Raw genomic sequence first — 21,176 nt, forward strand, 5'->3', positions numbered from 1 at the left:
AGAAAAAGAGATGACACACGATAACAAACTGCAGGTTGAAGCCATCAAACGTGGCACCGTAATTGACCATATTCCCGCACAGGTTGGTTTTAAGCTGCTGACGTTGTTCAAACTGACTGAAACCGACCAGCGTATCACCATCGGCCTGAACCTGCCGTCTGGCGAGATGGGCCGTAAAGACCTGATTAAAATCGAAAATACGTTCCTGACCGACGAGCAGGTAAACCAGCTCTCCCTGTACGCTCCGCAGGCAACGGTAAACCGCATTGACGATTATGACGTGGTGGGTAAATCACGTCCGAGCCTGCCTGAACGTATCGATAACGTGCTGGTTTGCCCGAACAGCAACTGCATCAGCCATGCTGAACCAGTATCGTCCAGTTTTTCAGTGAAAAAGCGCGCTGACGACATCGCACTCAAATGCAAATACTGTGAAAAAGAGTTTTCGCATTATGTGGTGCTGGCCAACTAATTGGTGTTGGTAATGATTTCCCGGCTCCCTATAATGGCCGGGAACATTCTATTACCGCTGTAATTCAGGAGAAATCATGAGCAAGACTATCGCGACGGAAAATGCACCAGCAGCAATCGGCCCATACGTTCAGGGCGTTGACCTGGGTAGCATGGTAATCACTTCCGGTCAGATCCCGGTCGATCCGAAAACCGGTGCCGTATCGGAAGACGTGTCCGCTCAGGCGCGTCAGTCGCTGGAAAACGTACAAGCTATCGTTGAAGCAGCAGGCCTGAAAGTGGGCGACATCGTAAAAACTACCGTCTTCGTTAAAGACCTGAACGATTTCGCAACCGTAAACGCGACCTACGAAGCATTCTTCACCGAGCACAACGCCACCTTCCCGGCGCGTTCTTGCGTGGAAGTTGCCCGTCTGCCGAAAGACGTGAAAATCGAGATTGAAGCGATCGCCGTTCGTCGCTAAGCGTAAAAAAACCGCCGGAAATCACTCCGGCGGTTCCGTTTTTACTCACTCAGGCTGTTATCAGAAATTGTGTTTAATATTCAGCATAAAGCCCTTGTCGCTGATGTTGTCCTCTTTCCAGTGGAAAGCGTCCAGCCCGGCGCTGGTGTTACCGGCGTTATACTTCACACCCACCTGTGCCATGCTGTTGATGCTGCCACCTTTCTGACCGTCGTCAACGTTGAAGCTCTGACCTGCCGCCCCCTGCAGGGACGCTTTTTTGCCAGTACTGACGTAGCTCAGGTTCGGGCCGCCTTCCAGCGTCGCCGTTGCTGCCCAGCCATCCTTACCGGCATAGCTCAGCTTCATACCTACCACTGAATCAACCGCCGTTTCCGTGCTGCTGTTCATGTTCAGGTTAAAGTCGCCAGCACCGCGCTCCTGATAACCGTCTTCCATGGTGTGACGCAGTTTCAGACCGGCATATGGCACAACATCCAGCCCTTCGCTGACGGCGAAGGTTTTACGACCCTCGGTACGCAGCTCCAGGTACTGCTGACGGCTGTCCGCCAGCGCCTGTTTGTTGACATCGCCGTAGTTAATGCCGCGTTTGCTGTCGAGCTGATGTACGTCGTAACGCAGGGCGTTGTTCCAGGAGAGACCTTCCTCGCCGAGCGGCATGGCGTGCTCCAGACCCAGGAACTGGCTGTAACCGCCGGTGATACCGTCGCTGCCGGAAGAGACATTGCCTTTACCGTCCAGACGGGCAATACCGTACTCCATGGTCAGCGACTGATTATCGCCAAAGCCCAGTTTCTGACGCAGGGCCATCATGTCGTACTGAGTGTCTTTACCCAGTTCGGCACGCTGGTCACCTTTCGCCACCAGGTTAAACGACAGACCATTACCCAGTTCCGGCGCGGCATCCGCCAGCATATCGAAGCGGTTGCTGAGTCTGCGGGCGTCGCGGGAGACGTTCACAGCCTTGTTGCCGCTGATTTGCTTCATCGCCTTCGTCACGTCGGCAGAGGTCTTCAGGTTCAGGCTGCTGAACAGCTCGTTGTTGGTGTAGGCGGCATCCAGCGCGCCAGCAACACCGCTGACGCTGCTGTCGGTCACCACGTCGGTGTAGGCGTTTTTGGTCATGGTGACGTCAACGTTGCCGTTCGTGTCTTTCTCACCTTCCGCCGTCCATACCACGCTGGCAGATTTGATGTTCTGCTCACCCTGGATATCTTCGCCGACAAACACGTCGTTGAAGGTCTGAGTCGTGGCAGCCGTACCTGCGGTGAAGCCGGTATCCACATCCACGTCGCCCAGGTCAACATAATCGGCGGTCAGCGTACCGGCGGTGCCGCTGGCGCTGGTGCCGATGGTGTACTGGCTGACGCTGGAGCGCAGGCCTTTACTCTGCACAGGGGCCACAGTCGGGTCGGTCGGCAGGGTATAGGAAGCCGCATGGGTTTCCGTGCCGTTACCACCGGTGCCGCTACCTTCCACCGTCACGCCAGACTCTTTCACCAGCCCGCTGCCGGTGCCTTCCAGCAGTACCGTGCCGTTGTTGATGATGCGACCGTTAGCTCCCAGACGGCTGAAAGCGTAAGAGTCTTTGGCGTAGATATTGATTGCGCCGTTGTTCTCAATCACCGCGTCCGCCGTGGCGTTTGCATCCAGCTGCATGGCAATCATGCCGGTTTCATCCGTACCGGCTGTCCCCAGATTGATACTGCCGTTGTTGACCAGTTGGGCATTCTGGCTGCCTTTCATACCAATGGCGCCGCTGCCGCTGATATTCATGGTGCCGTCGTTAATACCCGCATAGTTGCTGTGGGTCAGGCTGACCGCGCTCTGACCGGATTTGGAAGCGGCAAAGTTCACTACCCCGTCATCCTGGTTCCAGAAGAAGGCCTTATCGGCGGCCGCGTTACCAGCAGACCCCACCGCCGTCACGCCGGTGGCGTTTACCGTACCGTCGTTGATAAAGTCCGCCGTATTATTCCAGATATTCACCGCCGTGGAATTGTTGCTGGCGGCGGTAAAGTTCATGGTCGCGCCCTTGTCGTTCTTCAGGGTGCCGTTGTGGTTCAGGTGGATGGCGTTTTTCGTGTTATCGAGCGTCACGATGCCACCGGCAGCGTTTTCAAACACGCTGTTGTTTTTCAGCTCCAGGATGCTGGCGTTGTTGGCATCGCTGCTGCTGCCCAGCGCGACGGTGCCGCTGTTGGTGACTTTAGCACTGGTATTCAGCTTCACGCCTTTGGTCATGCTGCCGGTGTTGACGACTTTCCCGGAACCGCTGACGGTGGTGACGCTGTTTACCGTACCGCTGTTATTCACCAAGCCGCTGGCGTTGACGGTCACCGGCGCGCTGGTCACCGCACCGGTCTGGTTGTTATAGATGCCCTCGACTGTCAACGTTGAGGTGCCATCAACCGTGCCGGTATTGCTGACCGTACTGCCGGGTGCAATACCCGTATTTTTATCCAGAGTGGTGGTGTTCTCAAGAATGGTGCCATCAGCAAATTCAGGCATCACAAGGTCAGCGCTGTTATCCGCATCGGCTGACGCATTCGCCCCCAGAATAATCTGTCCGCGGTTGATAATACGGTTGTTGGCATTACCATCGGAATAAAACGCCTTCCCGTTTTCAGCATTGATATTAATCACGCCGGTGGTGTCGTTAATGGCTGTACCACCGCTATACACCGCCATACCAAACAGCGGTTCATTGCCAGTATAATTCTCATTTTTCTCGAGATTGATCGTGCCCTGGTTAATCACCTGGTTGTTCGCCCCCCTGGCCACCATACCGGCACCGGCGTTATACACGGTAATCGTGGCGCCCTGGTGGTTGCTGGCGGTGGCATTTGTACCTGGTCCATCATAATTATCCAGCCCAGCTGTCATACCAACGGCATAATCCCTGGCGGAAGATGAAGACCTCCCAGCAGTCGTATCTCCCGCATCTTTCCACAGCCCATCTGTCGTTATTTTCCCAAAGTTATCTACGTTTCCTGACTTACCCGCAAGCATCGCCGTCCCGCGTCCGTAGACCTCAAGTTCGCCCAAGGCACTGTTCGTGGCACGGGAATTTGCATCAAATGCAGCCATTAAATCCTGGGATATGAAACTGTTGTTCGCGGTAAAATCATCAGCCATAGTCAAATCATACATGTTGATGATACTGTCCTGATTAAGGATTTTACCGGTAATGGTGCCATTGTTGGTCACGCTGGCTCCCTTACGCGCATCCATGGCATGGAAAGCACCGCTTTGTGCTGTACCTGCAGCACTGGTTCTGTTGAGCTCAATGGTTTTTTCATTGATGGCAGAAGACCCTGTCCCCATCACCTGTATCAGAGAGATGTCGTTGACAGAAATCGTCCCTTTATTGGCGAAGGAAGCCCCCGATGTCACATCAATCAGATGAGAAGGCTCCATCGTGAAATTATAGTCGTTTACAACGGAATTTTTGTTTTCAAAGGTCGCCCCTTCGGTCAGTTCCAGGTAAGCACTACCAGATAAGGAGAATAATGGGGCGATCCCTGTCCCGAACTCACCCTCCACTTTAGAGTTACCGCTTACATACACCTTCGAATTCCCATCGACTTTAATCAGGGATGTTGTATGAGCATCTTTGCGCTGATTAGCAAGGGCGTCTCCGGCAGCGGTGTCTGCAATCTGGTCACTCTCACCGGTCAGTGTTACCCCGCCCAGCAAATCAACCCGGTTATTATCCCCGGTTACCACCAGCCCCTGAATATTTTCCTGGGATCCTGGGGAGTTAGCATATCCTTGTCCAGCAACTTCAGTATCCGCAACCACCTGCAAATGCCCGTCCAGCACCACGGTATTACCGCTACCGTTAACATTAATCCCGGTGGACGCCTTATAGAAATTATCTGCCGCCAGCGGAGAGGTCTGGTCTTTATCCACCACCATATTGCCGGTCAGCGTCACCGTGTTGGCTTCGCCGGAGACATTCACCCCGGTCGCCTGCTGGCCGGTGATGCTCATCTCTTCAGACGCGAGATTAATGGTGTTTGATTTACCCGTCACGTTCAGACCGGTGGAGAAATCTCCCACCACCATTTTACCGCTCTGGTTAATGGTGTTGTTATTACCGGCAACATCCACCCCGGTGCTCGGTTTGGTACTGTCGGTACTGCCTGCGGTCATTTCCCCTGCGTTGTTCAGGGTGTTGCCGTCACCGCTGACTTTTGCCCCCGTCGCACCGTCAATGACTTTGCTGGCGCCATCGTTATTAATGGTGTTGTTATTACCCGCGACATCAGTACCGGTCGAGCCTTCCCCTTCTGCGGTGGTGGTGCCTTTGTTGTCAATGGTGTTGCCGCCACCGTCCACGCTGGTGCCGGTGCCGCCAGCAGTTGCGCTGGTATCACCTTCGTTGTTGATTTTGTTGCCGTCGCCGGTTACGTCGGTACCCGTTGAGCCAGCGCCATCTGCAGTGGTTTTACCCTTGTTGTCGATGGTGTTGTTGTTGCCGTCAACGTCCGTGCCGGTACCACCATTGGTGGCGCCAGTATCACCTTCGTTATTGATGGTGTTGCCGTTACCGTCAGCTTTTGTACCGGTGGAGCCTTCGCCGTCTGCGGTATTTTTACCCTTATTGTCGATGGTGTTGTTGTCACCGTTTACGTCCGTGCCGGTACCGCCGTTGGCACCGCTGTTCTCGCCACCGTTATTGATGGTGTTGCCGTTACCGTCAGCTTTTGTACCGGTGGAGCCTTCGCCGTCTGCGGTATTTTTACCCTTATTGTCGATGGTGTTGTCGTCACCGGTTACGTCCGTGCCTGTACCACCATTAGTGGCACCAGTATCACCTTCGTTATTGATTTTGTTGCCGTCACCACTTACGTCTGTCCCCGTAGCGCCTGCACCATCAGCCGTGTTGTTACCTTTGTTGTCGATGGTGTTACCGTTACCGTCAGCCTGGGTACCGGTAGAGCCTTCACCCTGCGCTGAGTTATTACCGTTGTTATTGATGTCGTTGTTGTCACCGGTCACGTCGGTGCCCGTGCCGCCGTTGGTGCCACTGTTATCACCGGTGTTGTTGATGTCGTTGCCGTCGCCGGTCACGTCTGTACCGGCGGAGCCTTCACCGTCTGCGGTATTTTTGCCGCCGTTGTTGATGGTGTTGTCGTTGCCGTTCACGTCGGTGCCGGTGCCGCCGCCAGTAGCGCCGGTATCACCATTCACATTAATATCGTTACCATCGCCGTTGATAATCGTCCCGGTATCGCCCGGGCCGCCTGCGGTGGAGCCACCATCAACTGTTTTCTGCTGCCCGTCGCCGTCAATAACCGTGGTGTCTGGCCCCGCAAGGGTAAGCTTTCCTGCGCGGTTGTACGACCAGAACAGGTTGTTACTGCCGTACGTTCCCTGCATCACCAGCGCATTGCCCATCACATTCAGGCTGGTCACGGTCAGGGTTTTGCCGTCCGGCGCGGTCAGCAGGTAGCCGTCGCCCTGCTTGGTAATGGCGAAGGTGGTATTGGTATAAGTGACGCCGTTCACCACCAGCGAGGCAAAGGTCAGGGTTTTCGCGCCCCGGTCAAGGGTAACGCCATTGTCATAAACAGAGGGGGGGGTATCAGGTGTAACGGGGTCCACCGGATCGACAGGTGTTACCGGGTCCACAGGCGTTACTGGATCAACAGGCAACCCGGAGGACGAATGGCTGCTGCCGCCGCCGCCGCTCGCCGCGATACCCACCGTGGCGGCCACAGCAGCGATACCGCCCACCGCCCATGCCCAGCCCTGCTCTAAAACGCTTTCCGTGGCTTTCTGGCACTCCGGCGACAGTTTGGCCAGCTCAGCCTGAGAAAGGCTGCTGATATTTTCGGGACACTGCTTTTTTTTGTCTTCGTTGTTGTTAAGATCGGCGGCAAATGTATTACCGCTTAATGCCAGGGCAATACAAAATGAAATAGCTTTCCTTTGCATAATGTGACTCTCTCTGATGTGAGCGAAATGATATAGATAAAACGACATAGCGACGAAACACGCCGCCACAGATTCTCCGAACCTGTGCAACAGCGGCACCATATAAATAAATTTATATAGAAGCGAGTATATCCAAAGACATATTTCATAACAACGAATCACCGCCATGAATATATATCTCAACGCATTGTTTTTATTGGGATTAACAAAAATAAGAATAAAGGAATCATTAAAAAAAACATAAAATACAGCATGTTGCAACCATAGATTTTTATGTAAATTTTTTAATTATCGATATTTTACGGAATGAATAGAGGGGGAGTGCTAAGGCATATCTTATAAATTATAATTTTTAATGTATGAATATTAAAAAACAATATTCTACGTGAATTTATTCACTTATCATTCACATTTATCGAATTAATTATCTTTTAACAGAAATAATAATGCGCATGAATTTTATGCGGCGCGAATCATCGGGCGATACCGATATTCTTCCTGCGCCAGGTTACAGCTGCGTTGGCTTTTTAAGGGACCAACGCAGCCGATATCTTGTGCTTATTGCCAGCCGTAGCGGCGGCTATAAAAACCTTTCACGAGCTGGGTTAACGTCATGTAGCCCGCCAGAATCGCAATCAGCCACGGGAAGTAGCTCAGCGGCAGCGCCTGCAATTGCAGATAGTTGGCCAGCGGCGAGAACGGTAATGCAATGCCTACCACCATGACCACCAGCGTCATCAGCATCAACGGCCATGCGGCGCGGCTTTGGATGAACGGCACGCGGCGGGTACGGATCATATGCACAATCAGCGTTTGCGACAGCAGGCCTACCACGAACCAGCCAGACTGGAACAACGTCTGATGTTCTGGCGTATTCGCATGGAAGACGAACCACATCAGGCAAAATGTCAGAATGTCGAAGATCGAGCTGATCGGTCCAAAGAAGATCATAAAGCGCCCCAACTCGCTGGGATTCCAGCGCTGCGGCTTTTTGATCTGCTCTTCGTCGACGTTATCAAACGGAATCGCCACCTGGGATACATCGTACAGCAGGTTCTGAATCAGTAAGTGCAGCGGCAACATGGGCAGGAACGGTAAGAAGGCGCTCGCCACCAGCACGCTAAACACATTACCGAAGTTAGAACTGGCCGTCATTTTGATATACTTCAGCATGTTAGAAAAAGTACGGCGTCCTTCGATCACCCCTTCTTCCAGCACCATCAGGCTCTTTTCCAGCAGGATGATATCAGCGGCTTCACGCGCAATATCAACCGCGCCGTCAACGGAGATACCAATGTCCGCCGCGCGCAGCGCCGGGGCATCGTTAATGCCATCCCCCATAAAGCCAACCACATGACCTTCGCGCTTGAGCAGCGTGACAATGCGCTCTTTGTGCATCGGTGTCAGACGAGCAAACAGCGTGGTGCGCTGGGCCAGCGTTGCCAGCTCATCGTCGCTTAACCCTTCAATGTTGCTACCGATAACCACATCGCCCGCATCCAGCCCCACTTCGTGACACACTTTCGCCGCCACCAGCTCGCTATCGCCAGTCAGGATTTTCACCGTAATACCGCTGGCTTTCAGGGCTTTGAGCGCTGGCGCGGTGGTCTCTTTCGGCGGATCGAGGAACGCAATATAGCCTTCGAGGATCAGATCTGATTCATCAATACGCTGGTAATCGCCCTCACGCGCTGGCAGGTATTTCGTCGCCACTGCTACCACGCGCAGCCCCTGGCGATTCAGCGTATCCGTGACGCGCTTCACCCGACGCAGCATGTTGTCATCTAACGGGACAACCTCACCGCTGTAGCGCACCTGGGTGCAGACGCTGAGGATCTCCTGCAGCGCGCCTTTGCACACCAGCTGATGCACATCGGTTTCTTCAGCGACCACCACCGACATGCGGCGGCGTTCGAAGTCAAACGGGATCTCATCAATTTTCTGCCAGCGGGTAGAGAGCTGGCGGGCTGATTCTTCGTCCACACCTTCCAGCACTGCCGTATCCAGCAGATTCTTCAACCCGGTCTGGTAATGGCTGTTCAGCCACGCAGAATGCAGGACGTGCTCGCTGGGCTTACCAGATATATCTGTATGATTCTCAAGTACAATTTTGTCTTGTGTCAGGGTGCCCGTTTTATCGGTACACAGGATATCCATCGCGCCAAAGTTCTGAATGGCGTCGAGGTGTTTGACGATGACCTTTTGTTTTGACAGCTTCACCGCCCCACGCGCCAGCGTCGAGGTGACGATCATCGGCAGCATTTCCGGGGTCAGCCCCACCGCGACAGACAGGGCAAACAGCGCCGCTTCCCACCAGTCGCCTTTGGTATAGCCGTTGATGATGAGCACAATCGGCGCCATCACCAGCATAAAACGGATCAGCAGCATGCTGACGCGACTGATCCCTTTCTGGAAAGCATTCTGCTCGCTTTCCTGCTCGCTGACGCGGCCCGCCAGTTGCCCGAACCAGGTATTGGCTCCGGTCGCAATCACGATGGCCTGCGCCGTGCCGCTCACCACGTTGGTGCCCATAAAGCACAGGGTATCGCATTCGAGCGGGTTGCTTTGCTGCGGGTCGCGGCTGGTTGCGACTTTCTCCACCGGCAGCGATTCACCGGTCAGCGAAGCCTGGGCCACGAACAGGTCACGAGCCTGCACCACACGCAGATCGGCCGGGATCATATCCCCTGCCGCCAGCTTAATGATATCGCCGGGAACTAACTGGTCGATCGGCAGTTCAACCCAGCCGTTCTCTCCTTTCTCGTTGATAACGCGCAGCACCGTAGCGGTGTTACTGACCATGGCTTTCAGCGCATCTGCCGCTTTGGTGGAACGCGCCTCCTGCACAAAATTCAGTAACGTAGAGATGACGACCATCAGAGCAATGACGCCAGCGGCAAACAGATCTTCGGTGGCATAGGAAATCGCACCGAGGATGGTCAACAAAATATTAAACGGGTTACGGTAGCAGACCCACAGATGCACCCACCACGGCGACGGCTTCTGCGCCGGCAGTTGGTTCTCACCATGTAATTCGCGAGCATTTTCCACTTCTGCGGCGTTTAATCCTTCCGGGTGCGCGCCAAACGTTTTCCACAGCGCGGCTTCGTCCATCAGCGCCATTTTCAGACAATGTTCGCTCAGCGATGGCGGGATCGGCGTGCTGGCAACGGTCTGGGCATTAGGCAACGGATCGCGATGCACCAGACGGTGTGGTAAATGGCGGTTTAGCCGGGCAAATAGCTGGCGAGTAATATTTTTGAACATAGGCAGTCCCTCTGCGCCAGTCTCAACAGGCGCAGTAAATCCTTCAGGCGTGGCAAAGCCTTACCTGATGGCAATATTAAAATCACAACAGGGACGTCAGAACGTCACTGTCTTACTGCTCCGGTAAGACAGTGAAAGACAGGCTTACCGGAAAGGGGAGTTTCTCCATCTCGGGAGAGGGGTGGGATCGGGATCCATATAGCCTCCGGTAAGTGAATGATTTGCGCTGCGGATTATACGCAGAAAACCATAAGGTTTGTGGCAATTATGGCAGTATGATAAACCATGGAAACTAAACCAAACGTATACCAGACTTTGCCCATTGCGCTGCGCTTGAGTAAAGTTATTCTCTATTTGGCATAACTTCACACGCAACACGGGAAAACAGGATGCAAAACCGGCTGACAATTAAAGACATCGCCCGCTTAAGCGGTGTGGGAAAATCAACCGTTTCCCGTGTGCTTAACAATGAAAGCGGCGTGAGCGAACGCACCCGCGAACGCGTTGAAGCGGTGATGAATCAGCACGGTTTTTCCCCTTCCCGCTCCGCACGCGCCATGCGCGGACAAAGTGACAAGGTGGTGGCGATCATCGTCACGCGTCTGGACTCGCTTTCGGAAAATCTCGCCGTACAAACCATGCTGCCCGCCTTTTATGAGCAGGGTTACGACCCGATCATGATGGAAAGCCAGTTCTCGCCCGAGCTGGTTGAAGAGCATCTCGGCATGCTCAGACGCCGCAATATTGACGGCGTGGTGCTGTTTGGTTTTACCGGCATAAGTGAATCCATGCTCGCCTCCTGGCAGGATTCGCTGGTGCTGCTGGCAAGAGATGCCAAAGGCTTTGCCTCCGTCTGCTATGACGATGAAGGCGCCATTCGCACCCTGATGCAGCGTTTATACGATCGCGAGCATCGCCATATCAGCTTTCTTGGCGTTCCCCATAGCGACGTGACCACCGGTAAGCGCCGCCATGAAGCCTACCTGGCGTTCTGTAAGAAACACAAACTGCATCCTGTAGCCGCGCTACCGGGTCTTGCCATGAAGCAGGGTTATGAGCAGGCCGCCAACGTCATCACCCCGGAAACCACTGCCTTAGTCTGCGCGACGGACACCCTCGCCCTTGGTGTCAGCAAATATCTGCAAGAGCAGCGAATTGAGAATCTACAGCTGGCGAGCGTGGGCAGTACGCCGCTGATGAAATTCCTCCATCCGGAAATTATCACCGTCGATCCAGGATATGCCGAAGCCGGACGACAAGCGGCCTCGCAGCTGATCGAGCAGATCAACGGCCGTAGCGAACTACGACAAATCGTTATTCCTTCCACCCTCTCCTGATCGCTTTCTGAGCGTTAATTTGTGATCTTCGCTGCGTTTCGGGAACGTTCCCATTTTTAAAAAATCATCGACGATATACTCTGGCCACAGCAACGAGAGAGTTGCCAGATGGCGATGCTAAAACGTCTTATCCGGCCTACGGGGAACACACATCATCATGAGCAAAATAAAACAAGCAGACATCGACCGGCTGATTGAGCTGGTAGGCGGGCGCGACAATATCGCCACGGTAAGTCACTGCATTACTCGCCTGCGTTTTGTGCTGAATCAGCCTGCGAATGCCAGGCCAAAAGAGATCGAACAGTTGCCGATGGTCAAAGGCTGCTTCACCAACGCCGGGCAGTTTCAGGTGGTGATTGGTACCGAAGTAGGCGATTACTACAAAGCGCTGCTGGCGACAACCGGCCAGGCCAGCGCCGATAAAGAGCAGGCGAAAAAAGCCGCGCGGCAGAATATGAAATGGCACGAACAGCTGATTTCTCATTTTGCGGAGATCTTCTTCCCGCTGCTGCCAGCGCTGATTAGCGGCGGCTTGATCTTGGGGTTCCGTAATGTGATTGGCGATCTGCCCATGAGCAACGGGCAGACGCTGGCGCAGATGCACCCTTCGCTGAAAACCCTTTACGACTTCCTGTGGCTAATTGGCGAAGCGATCTTCTTCTATCTGCCGGTCGGGATCTGCTGGTCAGCAGTGAAGAAAATGGGCGGAACGCCGATCCTCGGTATTGTGCTGGGTGTGACCCTGGTTTCACCGCAGCTAATGAACGCCTATCTACTCGGTCAACAGGTACCGGAAGTGTGGAACTTCGGCCTGTTCAGCATTGAGAAAGTGGGCTATCAGGCACAGGTTATTCCGGCACTGCTGGCCGGTCTGGCGCTCGGGTTTATTGAAACACGCATGAAACGCATCGTCCCGGATTATCTGTATCTGGTGATCGTCCCGGTGTGCTCGTTGATCCTCGCGGTATTCCTCGCGCACGCCTTTATTGGTCCGTTTGGCCGCATGATCGGCGACGGTGTCGCGTTTGCGGTCCGTCACCTGCTGACCGGCAGCTTTGCCCCGATTGGCGCGGCGCTGTTCGGCTTCCTGTATGCCCCGCTGGTGATAACCGGCGTGCATCAGACCACGCTGGCTATCGACATGCAGATGATTCAGAGCATGGGCGGTACGCCGGTATGGCCGCTGATCGCACTGTCGAATATCGCTCAGGCTTCTGCGGTAGTCGGGATCATCATCTCCAGTCGCAAACACAATGAACGTGAAATCTCCGTTCCTGCCGCGATTTCCGCCTATCTCGGGGTCACTGAACCGGCCATGTACGGGATCAACCTGAAATACCGCTTCCCGATGCTGTGCGCGATGATCGGTTCCGGTCTCGCCGGACTGCTGTGCGGCCTGAACGGTGTGCTGGCGAACGGAATTGGCGTCGGCGGTTTGCCAGGCATCCTCTCCATCCAGCCGACTTACTGGCAGGTATTTGGCATGGCAATGGTCATTGCGATTGTTATCCCCATGGTACTGACCTCATTCGTTTATCAGCGTAAACACCGTATGGGCACACTACAAATTGTCTAACTTTTCTTCGGGGCGCAGTTGCGCCCCATCGTATTTCCAGGAAACAACCATGAATATTCCCCACTGGTGGCAAAACGGCGTCATCTATCAGGTTTACCCCAAGAGTTTTCAGGACACCACCGGCAGCGGCACCGGCGATTTACGCGGCGTGACGCAGCGCCTCGACTATCTGCAAACGCTGGGGGTTGATGCCATCTGGCTAACGCCGTTCTATATTTCGCCGCAGGTTGATAACGGCTACGACGTCGCGGATTACATGTCTGTCGATCCGGCCTACGGAACGCTTGCAGACTTTGACGAACTGGTGGCGCAGGCGAAAGCGCGCGGTATCCGTATTATTCTCGATATGGTGTTTAACCACACTTCAACCCAGCACCCCTGGTTTCGCGAGGCGCTGGATAAAGACAGCCCGTATCGTCAGTTTTACCTCTGGCGCGACGGTACGCCAGACAGTCTCCCGAATAACTGGCGCTCCAAATTTGGCGGCAGCGCCTGGGGCTGGCACGCCGAAAGCGAGCAGTACTATCTGCACCTCTTTGCTCCGGAGCAGGCAGACCTGAACTGGGAGAACCCGGCGGTCCGCGCCGAGCTAAAAAAAGTGTGCGAGTTCTGGGCCGATCGCGGCGTGGACGGACTGCGTCTCGACGTGGTGAATCTTATCTCTAAAGATCAGGACTTCCCGAGCGATCCCGACGGCGATGGGCGGCGTTTTTATACCGACGGCCCGCGCGCGCATGCGTTTTTACGTAAAATGAATCGCGACGTCTTCACGCCCCGCGGCCTGATGACGGTCGGAGAAATGTCCTCCACCACGCTGGAAAACTGCCAGCAGTACGCCGCACTCGATGGCAGCGAACTGTCGATGACCTTCAACTTCCACCACCTGAAAGTGGATTACCCCAACGGTGAGAAGTGGACGTTAGCCAAACCCGACTATGTGGCGCTCAAAACCCTATTCCGCCACTGGCAGCAAGGCATGCACAATCAGGCCTGGAACGCGCTGTTCTGGTGTAACCACGACCAGCCACGCATCGTGTCGCGTTTTGGCGATGAAGGTAAATACCGCGTTCCGGCCGCAAAAATGCTGGCGATGGTGCTGCACGGTATGCAGGGCACGCCCTACATCTACCAGGGTGAAGAGATCGGCATGACCAATCCGCACTTCCGCCAGATTACCGATTACCGCGATGTGGAAAGCCATAACATGTTTGCCGCCCAGAACGGCCAGGGGCGCGATGCGCAAGAGCTGCTGGCGATCCTCGCCAGTAAATCGCGCGATAACAGCCGCACGCCGATGCAGTGGGATGCCAGCAAACACGCGGGCTTCACCCAGGGTGAGCCGTGGATCAATCTGTGCGACAACGCAGCGGATATCAACGTGGCGGCAGCGCTGCGCGATACCGACTCGGTGTTCTATACCTATCAGAAGCTGATCGCATTGCGTAAAGCAGAGCCGGTTATCACCTGGGGCGACTATCAGGATCTGCTACCGGGCAGCCCGCATCTGTGGTGCTATCAACGTGAATGGCAAGGACAGCGGTTGCTGGTCATTGCTAATCTGAGCGATACCTTCCAGAGCTGGCAGCCGACCCAGACCGACGGCAACTGGCAGGTGCTGATGCACAACTATGCCGAGGTCGCCAGCCAACCCGCAGACATGACGCTGCGTCCTTTTGAAGCCGTCTGGTGGTTGCAAAAATAGCTTGCAATTATGTTCAGGCCCGGTACGCATAACGCTGCCGGGCTTTGATGCCTACGCTCAGCTTACCTTTCTGTTTTTGTTGAATAATTAATCAGAATTTTCTGCCCACAATTTACAATCGGCTGTAGTGCCCGTCATCTGTACGCTCCGATTTTTACTTTGCGCTACATCAAATAAATCGTAAACATCCTTGATGCAAATCACTACATATAGAACTTAAAATGCACGCCGACCCAATATGTTGTATTAATCGACTACAATTGCTACAACTACAGTGCACCGCTTCACGGTGGAATTGTGGATAAAGTGGGTCAGGATTGCGGGAAGTCATTGGCAATAGAGATGAATAAAGCCCTGATGGCCTCCCCAACCTCTGTGGATAACCTGTTCTTATAAATATGGAGTGATCATGACACCGCATGTGATGAAACGAGATGGCTGTAAAGTGCCGTTTAAATCAGAGCGCATCAAAGAAGCCATTCTGCGTGCAGCTAAAGCAGCGGGAGTCGATGACGCAGATTACTGTGCCACCGTCGCAGAAGTCGTTAGTAGCCAGATGAATGAGCGCAGCAAGGTCGATATCAACGAGATCCAGACAGCGGTAGAAAACCAGCTAATGTCTGGCCCGTACAAACAACTCGCCCGTGCGTACATCGAATATCGCCACGACCGTGATATCCAGCGTGAAAAACGTGGCCGTCTGAACCAGGAAATTCGTGGTCTGGTTGAGCAAACCAACTCTGCTCTGCTGAATGAAAATGCCAACAAAGACAGCAAAGTGATCCCAACCCAGCGCGACCTGCTGGCCGGTATCGTTGCCAAACACTATGCGCGTCAGCACCTGCTGCCGCGTGATGTCGTCCAGGCGCACGAGCGTGGTGATATTCACTATCACGATCTCGACTACTCTCCGTTCTTCCCAATGTTTAACTGCATGCTGATCGACCTGAAAGGCATGCTGACGCAGGGCTTTAAGATGGGTAACGCGGAGATTGAACCGCCAAAATCCATCTCTACCGCGACCGCCGTCACCGCGCAAATTATCGCGCAGGTCGCCAGCCATATTTATGGCGGCACCACCATTAACCGTATTGATGAAGTTCTCGCGCCGTTCGTTACCGAGAGCTTTAATAAACATCGTAAAACCGCTGAAGAGTGGCAGATCCCGGACGCCGACGGTTATGCCCATTCCCGTACCGAGAAAGAGTGCTACGACGCATTCCAGTCTCTCGAGTATGAAGTGAACACCCTGCATACCGCCAACGGTCAGACGCCGTTCGTGACCTTTGGTTTTGGCCTGGGAACCAGCTGGGAATCGCGTTTGATCCAGCAGTCCATTCTGCGTAACCGTATTGCCGGCCTGGGTAAAAACCGTAAAACCGCGGTGTTCCCGAAACTGGTGTTCGCGATTCGTGACGGTCTGAACCACAAGTTTGGCGATCCGAACTACGACATCAAACAGCTGGCACTGGAGTGCGCGAGCAAGCGTATGTATCCGGACATCCTGAACTACGATCAGGTGGTCAAAGTGACCGGCTCGTTCAAAACGCCAATGGGCTGTCGCAGCTTCCTCGGCGTGTGGGAAAACGAGAACGGCGAACAGATTCACGACGGACGTAACAACCTCGGCGTTATCAGCCTCAACCTGCCGCGTATCGCCCTGGAAGCGCATGGCGATGAAGCCACCTTCTGGAAACTGCTCGACGATCGTCTGGTACTGGCGCGTAAAGCGCTGATGACCCGCATTGCACGCCTGGAAGGCGTGAAGGCCCGCGTGGCGCCCATTCTGTATATGGAAGGGGCCTGCGGCGTGCGTCTGAAAGCGGACGATGATGTGTCAGAAATCTTTAAAAATGGTCGTGCATCCATCTCTCTGGGCTACATCGGTATTCACGAAACCATCAATGCGCTGTTTGGCGACAAGCATGTGTATGACAGCGAGCAGCTGCGCGCCAAAGGTATCGCCATTGTGGAACGCCTGCGTCAGGCGGTCGATCAGTGGAAAGACGAGACTGGCTACGGCTTTAGCCTGTACAGCACGCCAAGTGAAAACCTGTGCGACCGTTTCTGCCGTCTGGATACCGCCGAATTTGGCGTGGTCCCGGGCGTGACCGACAAAGGCTACTACACCAACAGCTTCCACCTCGACGTGGAGAAGAAGGTTAACCCGTACGACAAGATCGATTTCGAAGCGCCGTACCCGCCGCTGGCAAGCGGGGGCTTCATTTGCTACGGCGAATACCCGAATATTCAGCACAACCTGAAAGCGCTGGAAGACGTCTGGGATTACAGCTATCAGCACGTGCCCTATTACGGGACCAACACGCCAATCGATGAATGCTACGAGTGCGGCTTTACCGGTGAATTTGAGTGCACCAGCAAAGGCTTTACCTGCCCGAAATGTGGTAACCACGACGCCGCGCGCGTATCGGTCACCCGCCGCGTCTGCGGTTACTTAGGCAGCCCGGACGCACGTCCGTTTAACGCCGGTAAGCAGGAAGAAGTGAAGCGCCGCGTTAAGCATTTAGGGAACGGGCAGATCGGTTAATTTAGACGATTTTATTGCCCGGCGATGCGACGCTTTTCGGGCCATTATTTCCGCAACGCAATTCACGTCATAGCAAGGCAGCAAATGAGTAAGTCCCGGGGAGCTTACATAAGTAAGTGACTCGGGCGCCCGAACGCAGCTATGGCGCGAATTGATAAACGGATGAGAAGCGAAAATGAATTACCATCAGTATTACCCTGTCGACATCGTTAACGGTCCCGGCACTCGCTGTACCCTGTTTGTTTCAGGATGCGTGCATGAATGCCCCGGTTGCTATAACAAAAGCACCTGGCGGCTCAATTCCGGCCAGCCGTTTAGCAAAGAGATGGAAGACAAGATCATTGCCGATCTGAACGACACGCGTATTCACCGTCAGGGGATCTCGCTCTCCGGCGGCGATCCGCTGCATCCACAAAACGTGCCGGATATTCTGCAACTGGTGCAGCGCATTCGCGCTGAGTGTCCGGGAAAAGACATCTGGGTGTGGACCGGCTACAAGCTCGATGAACTCGATGCCGCGCAAATGCAGGTTGTCGATCTCATCAACGTGCTGGTCGATGGCAAATACGTGCAGGATCTTAAAGACCCGGCGCTAATCTGGCGCGGCAGCAGTAATCAGGTTGTACATCATTTACGTTAACACGCGCTCTGGAGAGGCTTTTCACAGCCTCTCCGTCCATTTACTCATTCGCGATTGCGCTTTACCACGGGCATCAATGGCACGCCCATCCGGTAGCCAGCGCTCCACTTCTCCCTTCTGTTTTCCCTGTTCATAAGATTGCCGCTGGGCTGGCGCGCCGTCCGGGTAAAACTGCTCGCTGAGCGAGTGACGCAACCCGTGCCGCCACTGTTCGCGCATCTGCAACTGGCCGGAAGGATAAAAGCTGCGGCATTCACCGTGCAGTTGACCATCAAGCCACTGTTCTTCACGTAAGAGCGTCCCTTCTTGCGAGAAGTAGCGGGCCACACCGTCCGGCCTGCCCTCACAGTACGCCTGCTGCATGGCAAGCTGCCCGTTAGGGTACCAGCGCTCCATCACGCCGTGCAGCACGCCCTGCCGATAGCGCAGCACCGCCAGCAGGCGTCCGTACTCTTCAATCCGCGTCTCGCCGTTAAGCTGACCGCCGTTAAGTTCGGCCTGTAGCCGGACGCTATCCTGCTGATGTTCCATCATCTCGCGCATCAGTTAATTTTCACCATCCCGCCTTTGATGGTCAGCATCCCGCCGCCGTCCACGGTCTGGGTGGCGCTGGCCTTGCTGGTGAGGGTGGCTTTTGCTTCGTGGGTTATCGTCGCGGCTTTTTGCGTCAGCGAGGCTTTGGCTTCGCTGGCGATGTTGGTGGCGTCCAGTTTCAGACCCGATACGGCGCTGGCGCTGAGATCCGCCCCGCTTTTCACTTTCAGGGTTTTGCCGCTCTCCAGGGTAAGCGAACCGCTGACCTTAATCGTCAGATTGCCGTCGACATTAAGCGTATAATCCCCTTTCACCTTGTGCGTCTCGTTGCCGTCCACTGCCAGTTCCTGATCGCCCTTCACCGTCACGCTGCGTTTGTCTTTCACCTCCAGGGTGTCGCTGCCCTTCTCAATCTTGACCGTGCGGTTACCCTTTTTCAGGGTGACGGTTTCGTTGCCCTCTTCAACGGTACGTGTGCGGTCGTTTTTGACGTTCTGAATATCGTCATGGCTGATAGTCGTTTTGCTGTCGTTGAGCACCGTAAGTTGGAAGTCTTTCTGCGCCTGCATCGCCAGCAGCTCGGCATCTTTTTTGTCGTCGAAGCGCAGTTCGTTAAAACCTTTTTCACTTTTGGTCTTAATGCCCGACTGGGTTTGATTCGCCGGAAGTGCGTACGGCAGTGCATTCGCGCCGTTGTACACACAGCCGGTAATGAGCGGCTTATCCGGGTCGCCATCGATAAAGCTCACCACCACTTCCTGGCCGATGCGCGGGATAAACTGCGCGCCGAAGCCGTTGCCGCTCCAGGCGGTGGCGACCCGCAGCCAGCAGGAGCTGGTTTCGTCGTTTTTGCCCTCTCTGTCCCACGGGAACTGCACCTTCACCCGACCAAGCTTATCAGTCCAGATTTCTTCTCCGCTTTTACCCACCACCACCGCTGTTTGCGTATGCATAAAAGGCTGCGGCGTCACGGCGAGCGGACGGTACGGCGTGGCCTTCGGGATGGCGGTAAAGCGGTTGCGATAGCGCTCGCCGTCGTATTCGTGGCTGACGGCGATGACCAGCCAGTCGATGTTCAATGCTTTGTCATCGTGATCGGTCAAAGTAAACCAGTGCCCGGCGGTCAGCGCCGCGCAGTCGCTTTCGCCAACCAGCTGTTTCGCCTGCGCCTTCAGGGCGTTAACTTTCCACGCCGCCAGCGCGTCGCCTTCGGCTTTAACGCTAAAACGCCCCGGATGCTGATACTGCATACCACCCTTCTTCTCACCAGCCTGCGCGAACAGCGCCGCTTTCGGCTGCTCGTAGTTATAGTCGCTGTTCTGGAAGCCCTGCGCGGTGGCCTGCAAACTTAGCTGCGCCGAACGAATCATGCCGGTTTCCCGCGCGCCGCTCTGTGCCGCCTGATACTTGACCTTTTTATCACCAGTAATCGGCGGGAAGGCGCTGTTGTCATCCGCCAGCACCAGCGTGTGCTTGCCTTCCTTATGGGTAAAGAACCAGAAGATCCCCTCCTGCTCCAGCAGCCGCGAGACAAAATTAAAATCGCTTTCGTTGTATTGCAGGCAGTATTCGCGCTTTTCTGATTTAGTTTTGAGTTTGAACTGATAATCGGTAAATCCGGCGTCCTTAAACACCTTCTCGACGATCTCCTGCGCGCTGAGGTTCTGAAACACGCGGTTATTGCTGGCAAGCGTCAGCCACCACAGCCACGGACGCAGCACAAACTGGTAGCGATCGGCGTTACCGGTCGCCGGAAGCTGGTGCGCCTCGGCAATCAATCCGTCGTAGTCGGCGCTGTTGATGGTGGCGGTCAGATGGGTCGCCAGCGCGGTGTCGAGGGTTAACGGCGCCGAGGTGGTTCCTGCCACGGTAGCAGTGGTTAAACCGTTAAGCCGGGATTCGGTTTGCGCGGCGGCGGCGGTAAAACCGGTTAGGGTTGGGGCGGTGAATTTGAGGATGGTGGTGTCGGGCATGGGAGAGTCCTTTTATATTTATTGAATATATCCGACTAAACTTTCATTGAGCTAAATATTCAAATGCCATCTAAAACTACCTACCCATAAAACCATCTTAACCAATTAGGCCAAGCTCGACCTCCTGGATAATGATTTATATGAGCATAATCCCATCTTGCTGTTTCACCATAACCTAAATTTCGTAACTCCTGAACCACAGTTGCTTCAATGGCTCTGACGTTGATATTTTCCAATTCCATATAATTATTATTATGCAATTGCAAAAATGCGTTTGAATCAGAAAAATATTGTAATGCATGCCCCATTTCATGCATAAGACACATTGATGGAGTCAATAATCCCAATCTCGTCCTAGGACCAAAAAATACTTCCATTACTCGACCAGGAAAAGATATTTCACGATTCCATGGTACATTCTCTCTTCGAGCTTCGTTGAGCCCCAATCTTGGGTCATTATAAGCAAAATCCATTGTTTCTACTGTCTTATTTATATTCCAATAAATAATCCCTCCATCTAAATATCTAGGGCATCTTCTATCATAAGGAGGAACATATTCGCATCCTCCTTGTTCTGTTATTAGAATACCCAAGTGCAAAGGCGACTCATCTAAACTAGAAATTACTTCTGCAGCAAATGGTGAGTTACAAAGATAAGCGACAGAGCGCCTATAAATGGCTTGAAAATTATTAACTGAAGGAATCAGACCAATCATAA

The 21,176-nt window shown here is 54.1% G+C and carries 13 protein-coding genes; 7 read left to right on the forward strand and 6 right to left on the reverse strand.

All coding sequences use genetic code 11. The annotated features are described in order from the left end of the window. Nucleotides 1–10: 10 nt before the first annotated feature. Nucleotides 11–472, forward strand: a complete 462-nt coding sequence (gene pyrI, locus OGV93_RS15845) for an aspartate carbamoyltransferase regulatory subunit (protein WP_016151492.1) — start codon at nt 11–13, stop codon at nt 470–472. A 76-nt stretch (nt 473–548) separates the two neighbouring features. Continuing rightward, the gene (gene ridA / locus OGV93_RS15850; protein ID WP_016151491.1) at nt 549–935 is read left to right on the forward strand and encodes a 2-iminobutanoate/2-iminopropanoate deaminase; all 387 of its coding nucleotides are present in this window, start codon (nt 549–551) and stop codon (nt 933–935) included. Between the two features lie 60 nt (nt 936–995). On the opposite strand, the gene OGV93_RS15855 is transcribed toward ridA, so the two are convergent. The 3 genes from OGV93_RS15855 to mgtL form a co-directional block, all read right to left on the reverse strand. Further along, nucleotides 996–6,881 carry a pectate lyase-fold domain-containing protein gene (locus tag OGV93_RS15855; RefSeq protein ID WP_287109748.1) on the reverse strand — a complete coding sequence of 1,962 codons (5,886 nt, stop codon included), beginning with the start codon at nt 6,879–6,881 and terminating at the stop codon, nt 996–998. Between the two features lie 558 nt (nt 6,882–7,439). Continuing rightward, the gene (mgtA, locus tag OGV93_RS15860; protein ID WP_019078248.1) at nt 7,440–10,148 is read right to left on the reverse strand and encodes a magnesium-translocating P-type ATPase; all 2,709 of its coding nucleotides are present in this window, start codon (nt 10,146–10,148) and stop codon (nt 7,440–7,442) included. 144 nt (nt 10,149–10,292) lie between these two features. Then, nucleotides 10,293–10,346, reverse strand: coding sequence for a mgtA regulatory leader peptide MgtL (gene mgtL, locus OGV93_RS23860; RefSeq protein WP_223870169.1), 54 nt, complete (start codon nt 10,344–10,346; stop codon nt 10,293–10,295). A 191-nt stretch (nt 10,347–10,537) separates the two neighbouring features. Here mgtL and treR point away from each other — a divergent pair, with 191 nt between their 5' ends. The 5 genes from treR to nrdG all read left to right on the forward strand — a co-directional run bounded on the left by treR (nt 10,538) and on the right by nrdG (nt 17,951). Next, the gene (gene treR / locus OGV93_RS15865; protein WP_016155565.1) at nt 10,538–11,485 is read left to right on the forward strand and encodes a trehalose operon repressor TreR; all 948 of its coding nucleotides are present in this window, start codon (nt 10,538–10,540) and stop codon (nt 11,483–11,485) included. 157 nt (nt 11,486–11,642) lie between these two features. Next, a complete protein-coding gene (treB, locus tag OGV93_RS15870; protein WP_016155564.1) occupies nt 11,643–13,061 on the forward strand; it encodes a PTS trehalose transporter subunit IIBC in 1,419 nt (472 codons plus the stop codon). 49 nt (nt 13,062–13,110) lie between these two features. After that, nucleotides 13,111–14,763 (forward strand): alpha,alpha-phosphotrehalase, encoded by a 1,653-nt coding sequence (gene treC / locus OGV93_RS15875; protein WP_287109750.1) that lies wholly within the window; start codon nt 13,111–13,113, stop codon nt 14,761–14,763. A gap of 409 nt (nt 14,764–15,172) precedes the next feature. Beyond that, complete coding sequence (gene nrdD, locus OGV93_RS15880; RefSeq protein WP_016151477.1) at nt 15,173–17,311, forward strand: anaerobic ribonucleoside-triphosphate reductase; 2,139 nt, start codon at nt 15,173–15,175, stop codon at nt 17,309–17,311. 175 nt (nt 17,312–17,486) lie between these two features. Next, entirely contained in the window at nt 17,487–17,951 is a 465-nt protein-coding gene (gene nrdG / locus OGV93_RS15885; RefSeq protein ID WP_016151476.1) for an anaerobic ribonucleoside-triphosphate reductase-activating protein, read from the forward strand. 21 nt (nt 17,952–17,972) lie between these two features. Here the strand turns inward: nrdG and OGV93_RS15890 are convergent, their stop codons facing one another. The 3 genes from OGV93_RS15890 to OGV93_RS15900 form a co-directional block, all read right to left on the reverse strand. After that, nucleotides 17,973–18,494 (reverse strand): toxin-antitoxin system YwqK family antitoxin, encoded by a 522-nt coding sequence (locus OGV93_RS15890; RefSeq protein WP_200084374.1) that lies wholly within the window; start codon nt 18,492–18,494, stop codon nt 17,973–17,975. Continuing rightward, complete coding sequence (locus OGV93_RS15895) at nt 18,494–20,458, reverse strand: type VI secretion system Vgr family protein (protein ID WP_287109752.1); 1,965 nt, start codon at nt 20,456–20,458, stop codon at nt 18,494–18,496. The genes OGV93_RS15890 and OGV93_RS15895 overlap by 1 nt, the downstream gene beginning before the upstream one ends. An 80-nt stretch (nt 20,459–20,538) precedes the next feature. Beyond that, nucleotides 20,539–21,174 carry a hypothetical protein gene (locus OGV93_RS15900; protein WP_153646587.1) on the reverse strand — a complete coding sequence of 212 codons (636 nt, stop codon included), beginning with the start codon at nt 21,172–21,174 and terminating at the stop codon, nt 20,539–20,541. Nucleotides 21,175–21,176 lie beyond the last annotated feature (2 nt).

Source organism: Citrobacter sp. Cb031 (assembly GCF_030336725.1).
Taxonomy (GTDB): domain Bacteria; phylum Pseudomonadota; class Gammaproteobacteria; order Enterobacterales; family Enterobacteriaceae; genus Citrobacter; species Citrobacter braakii.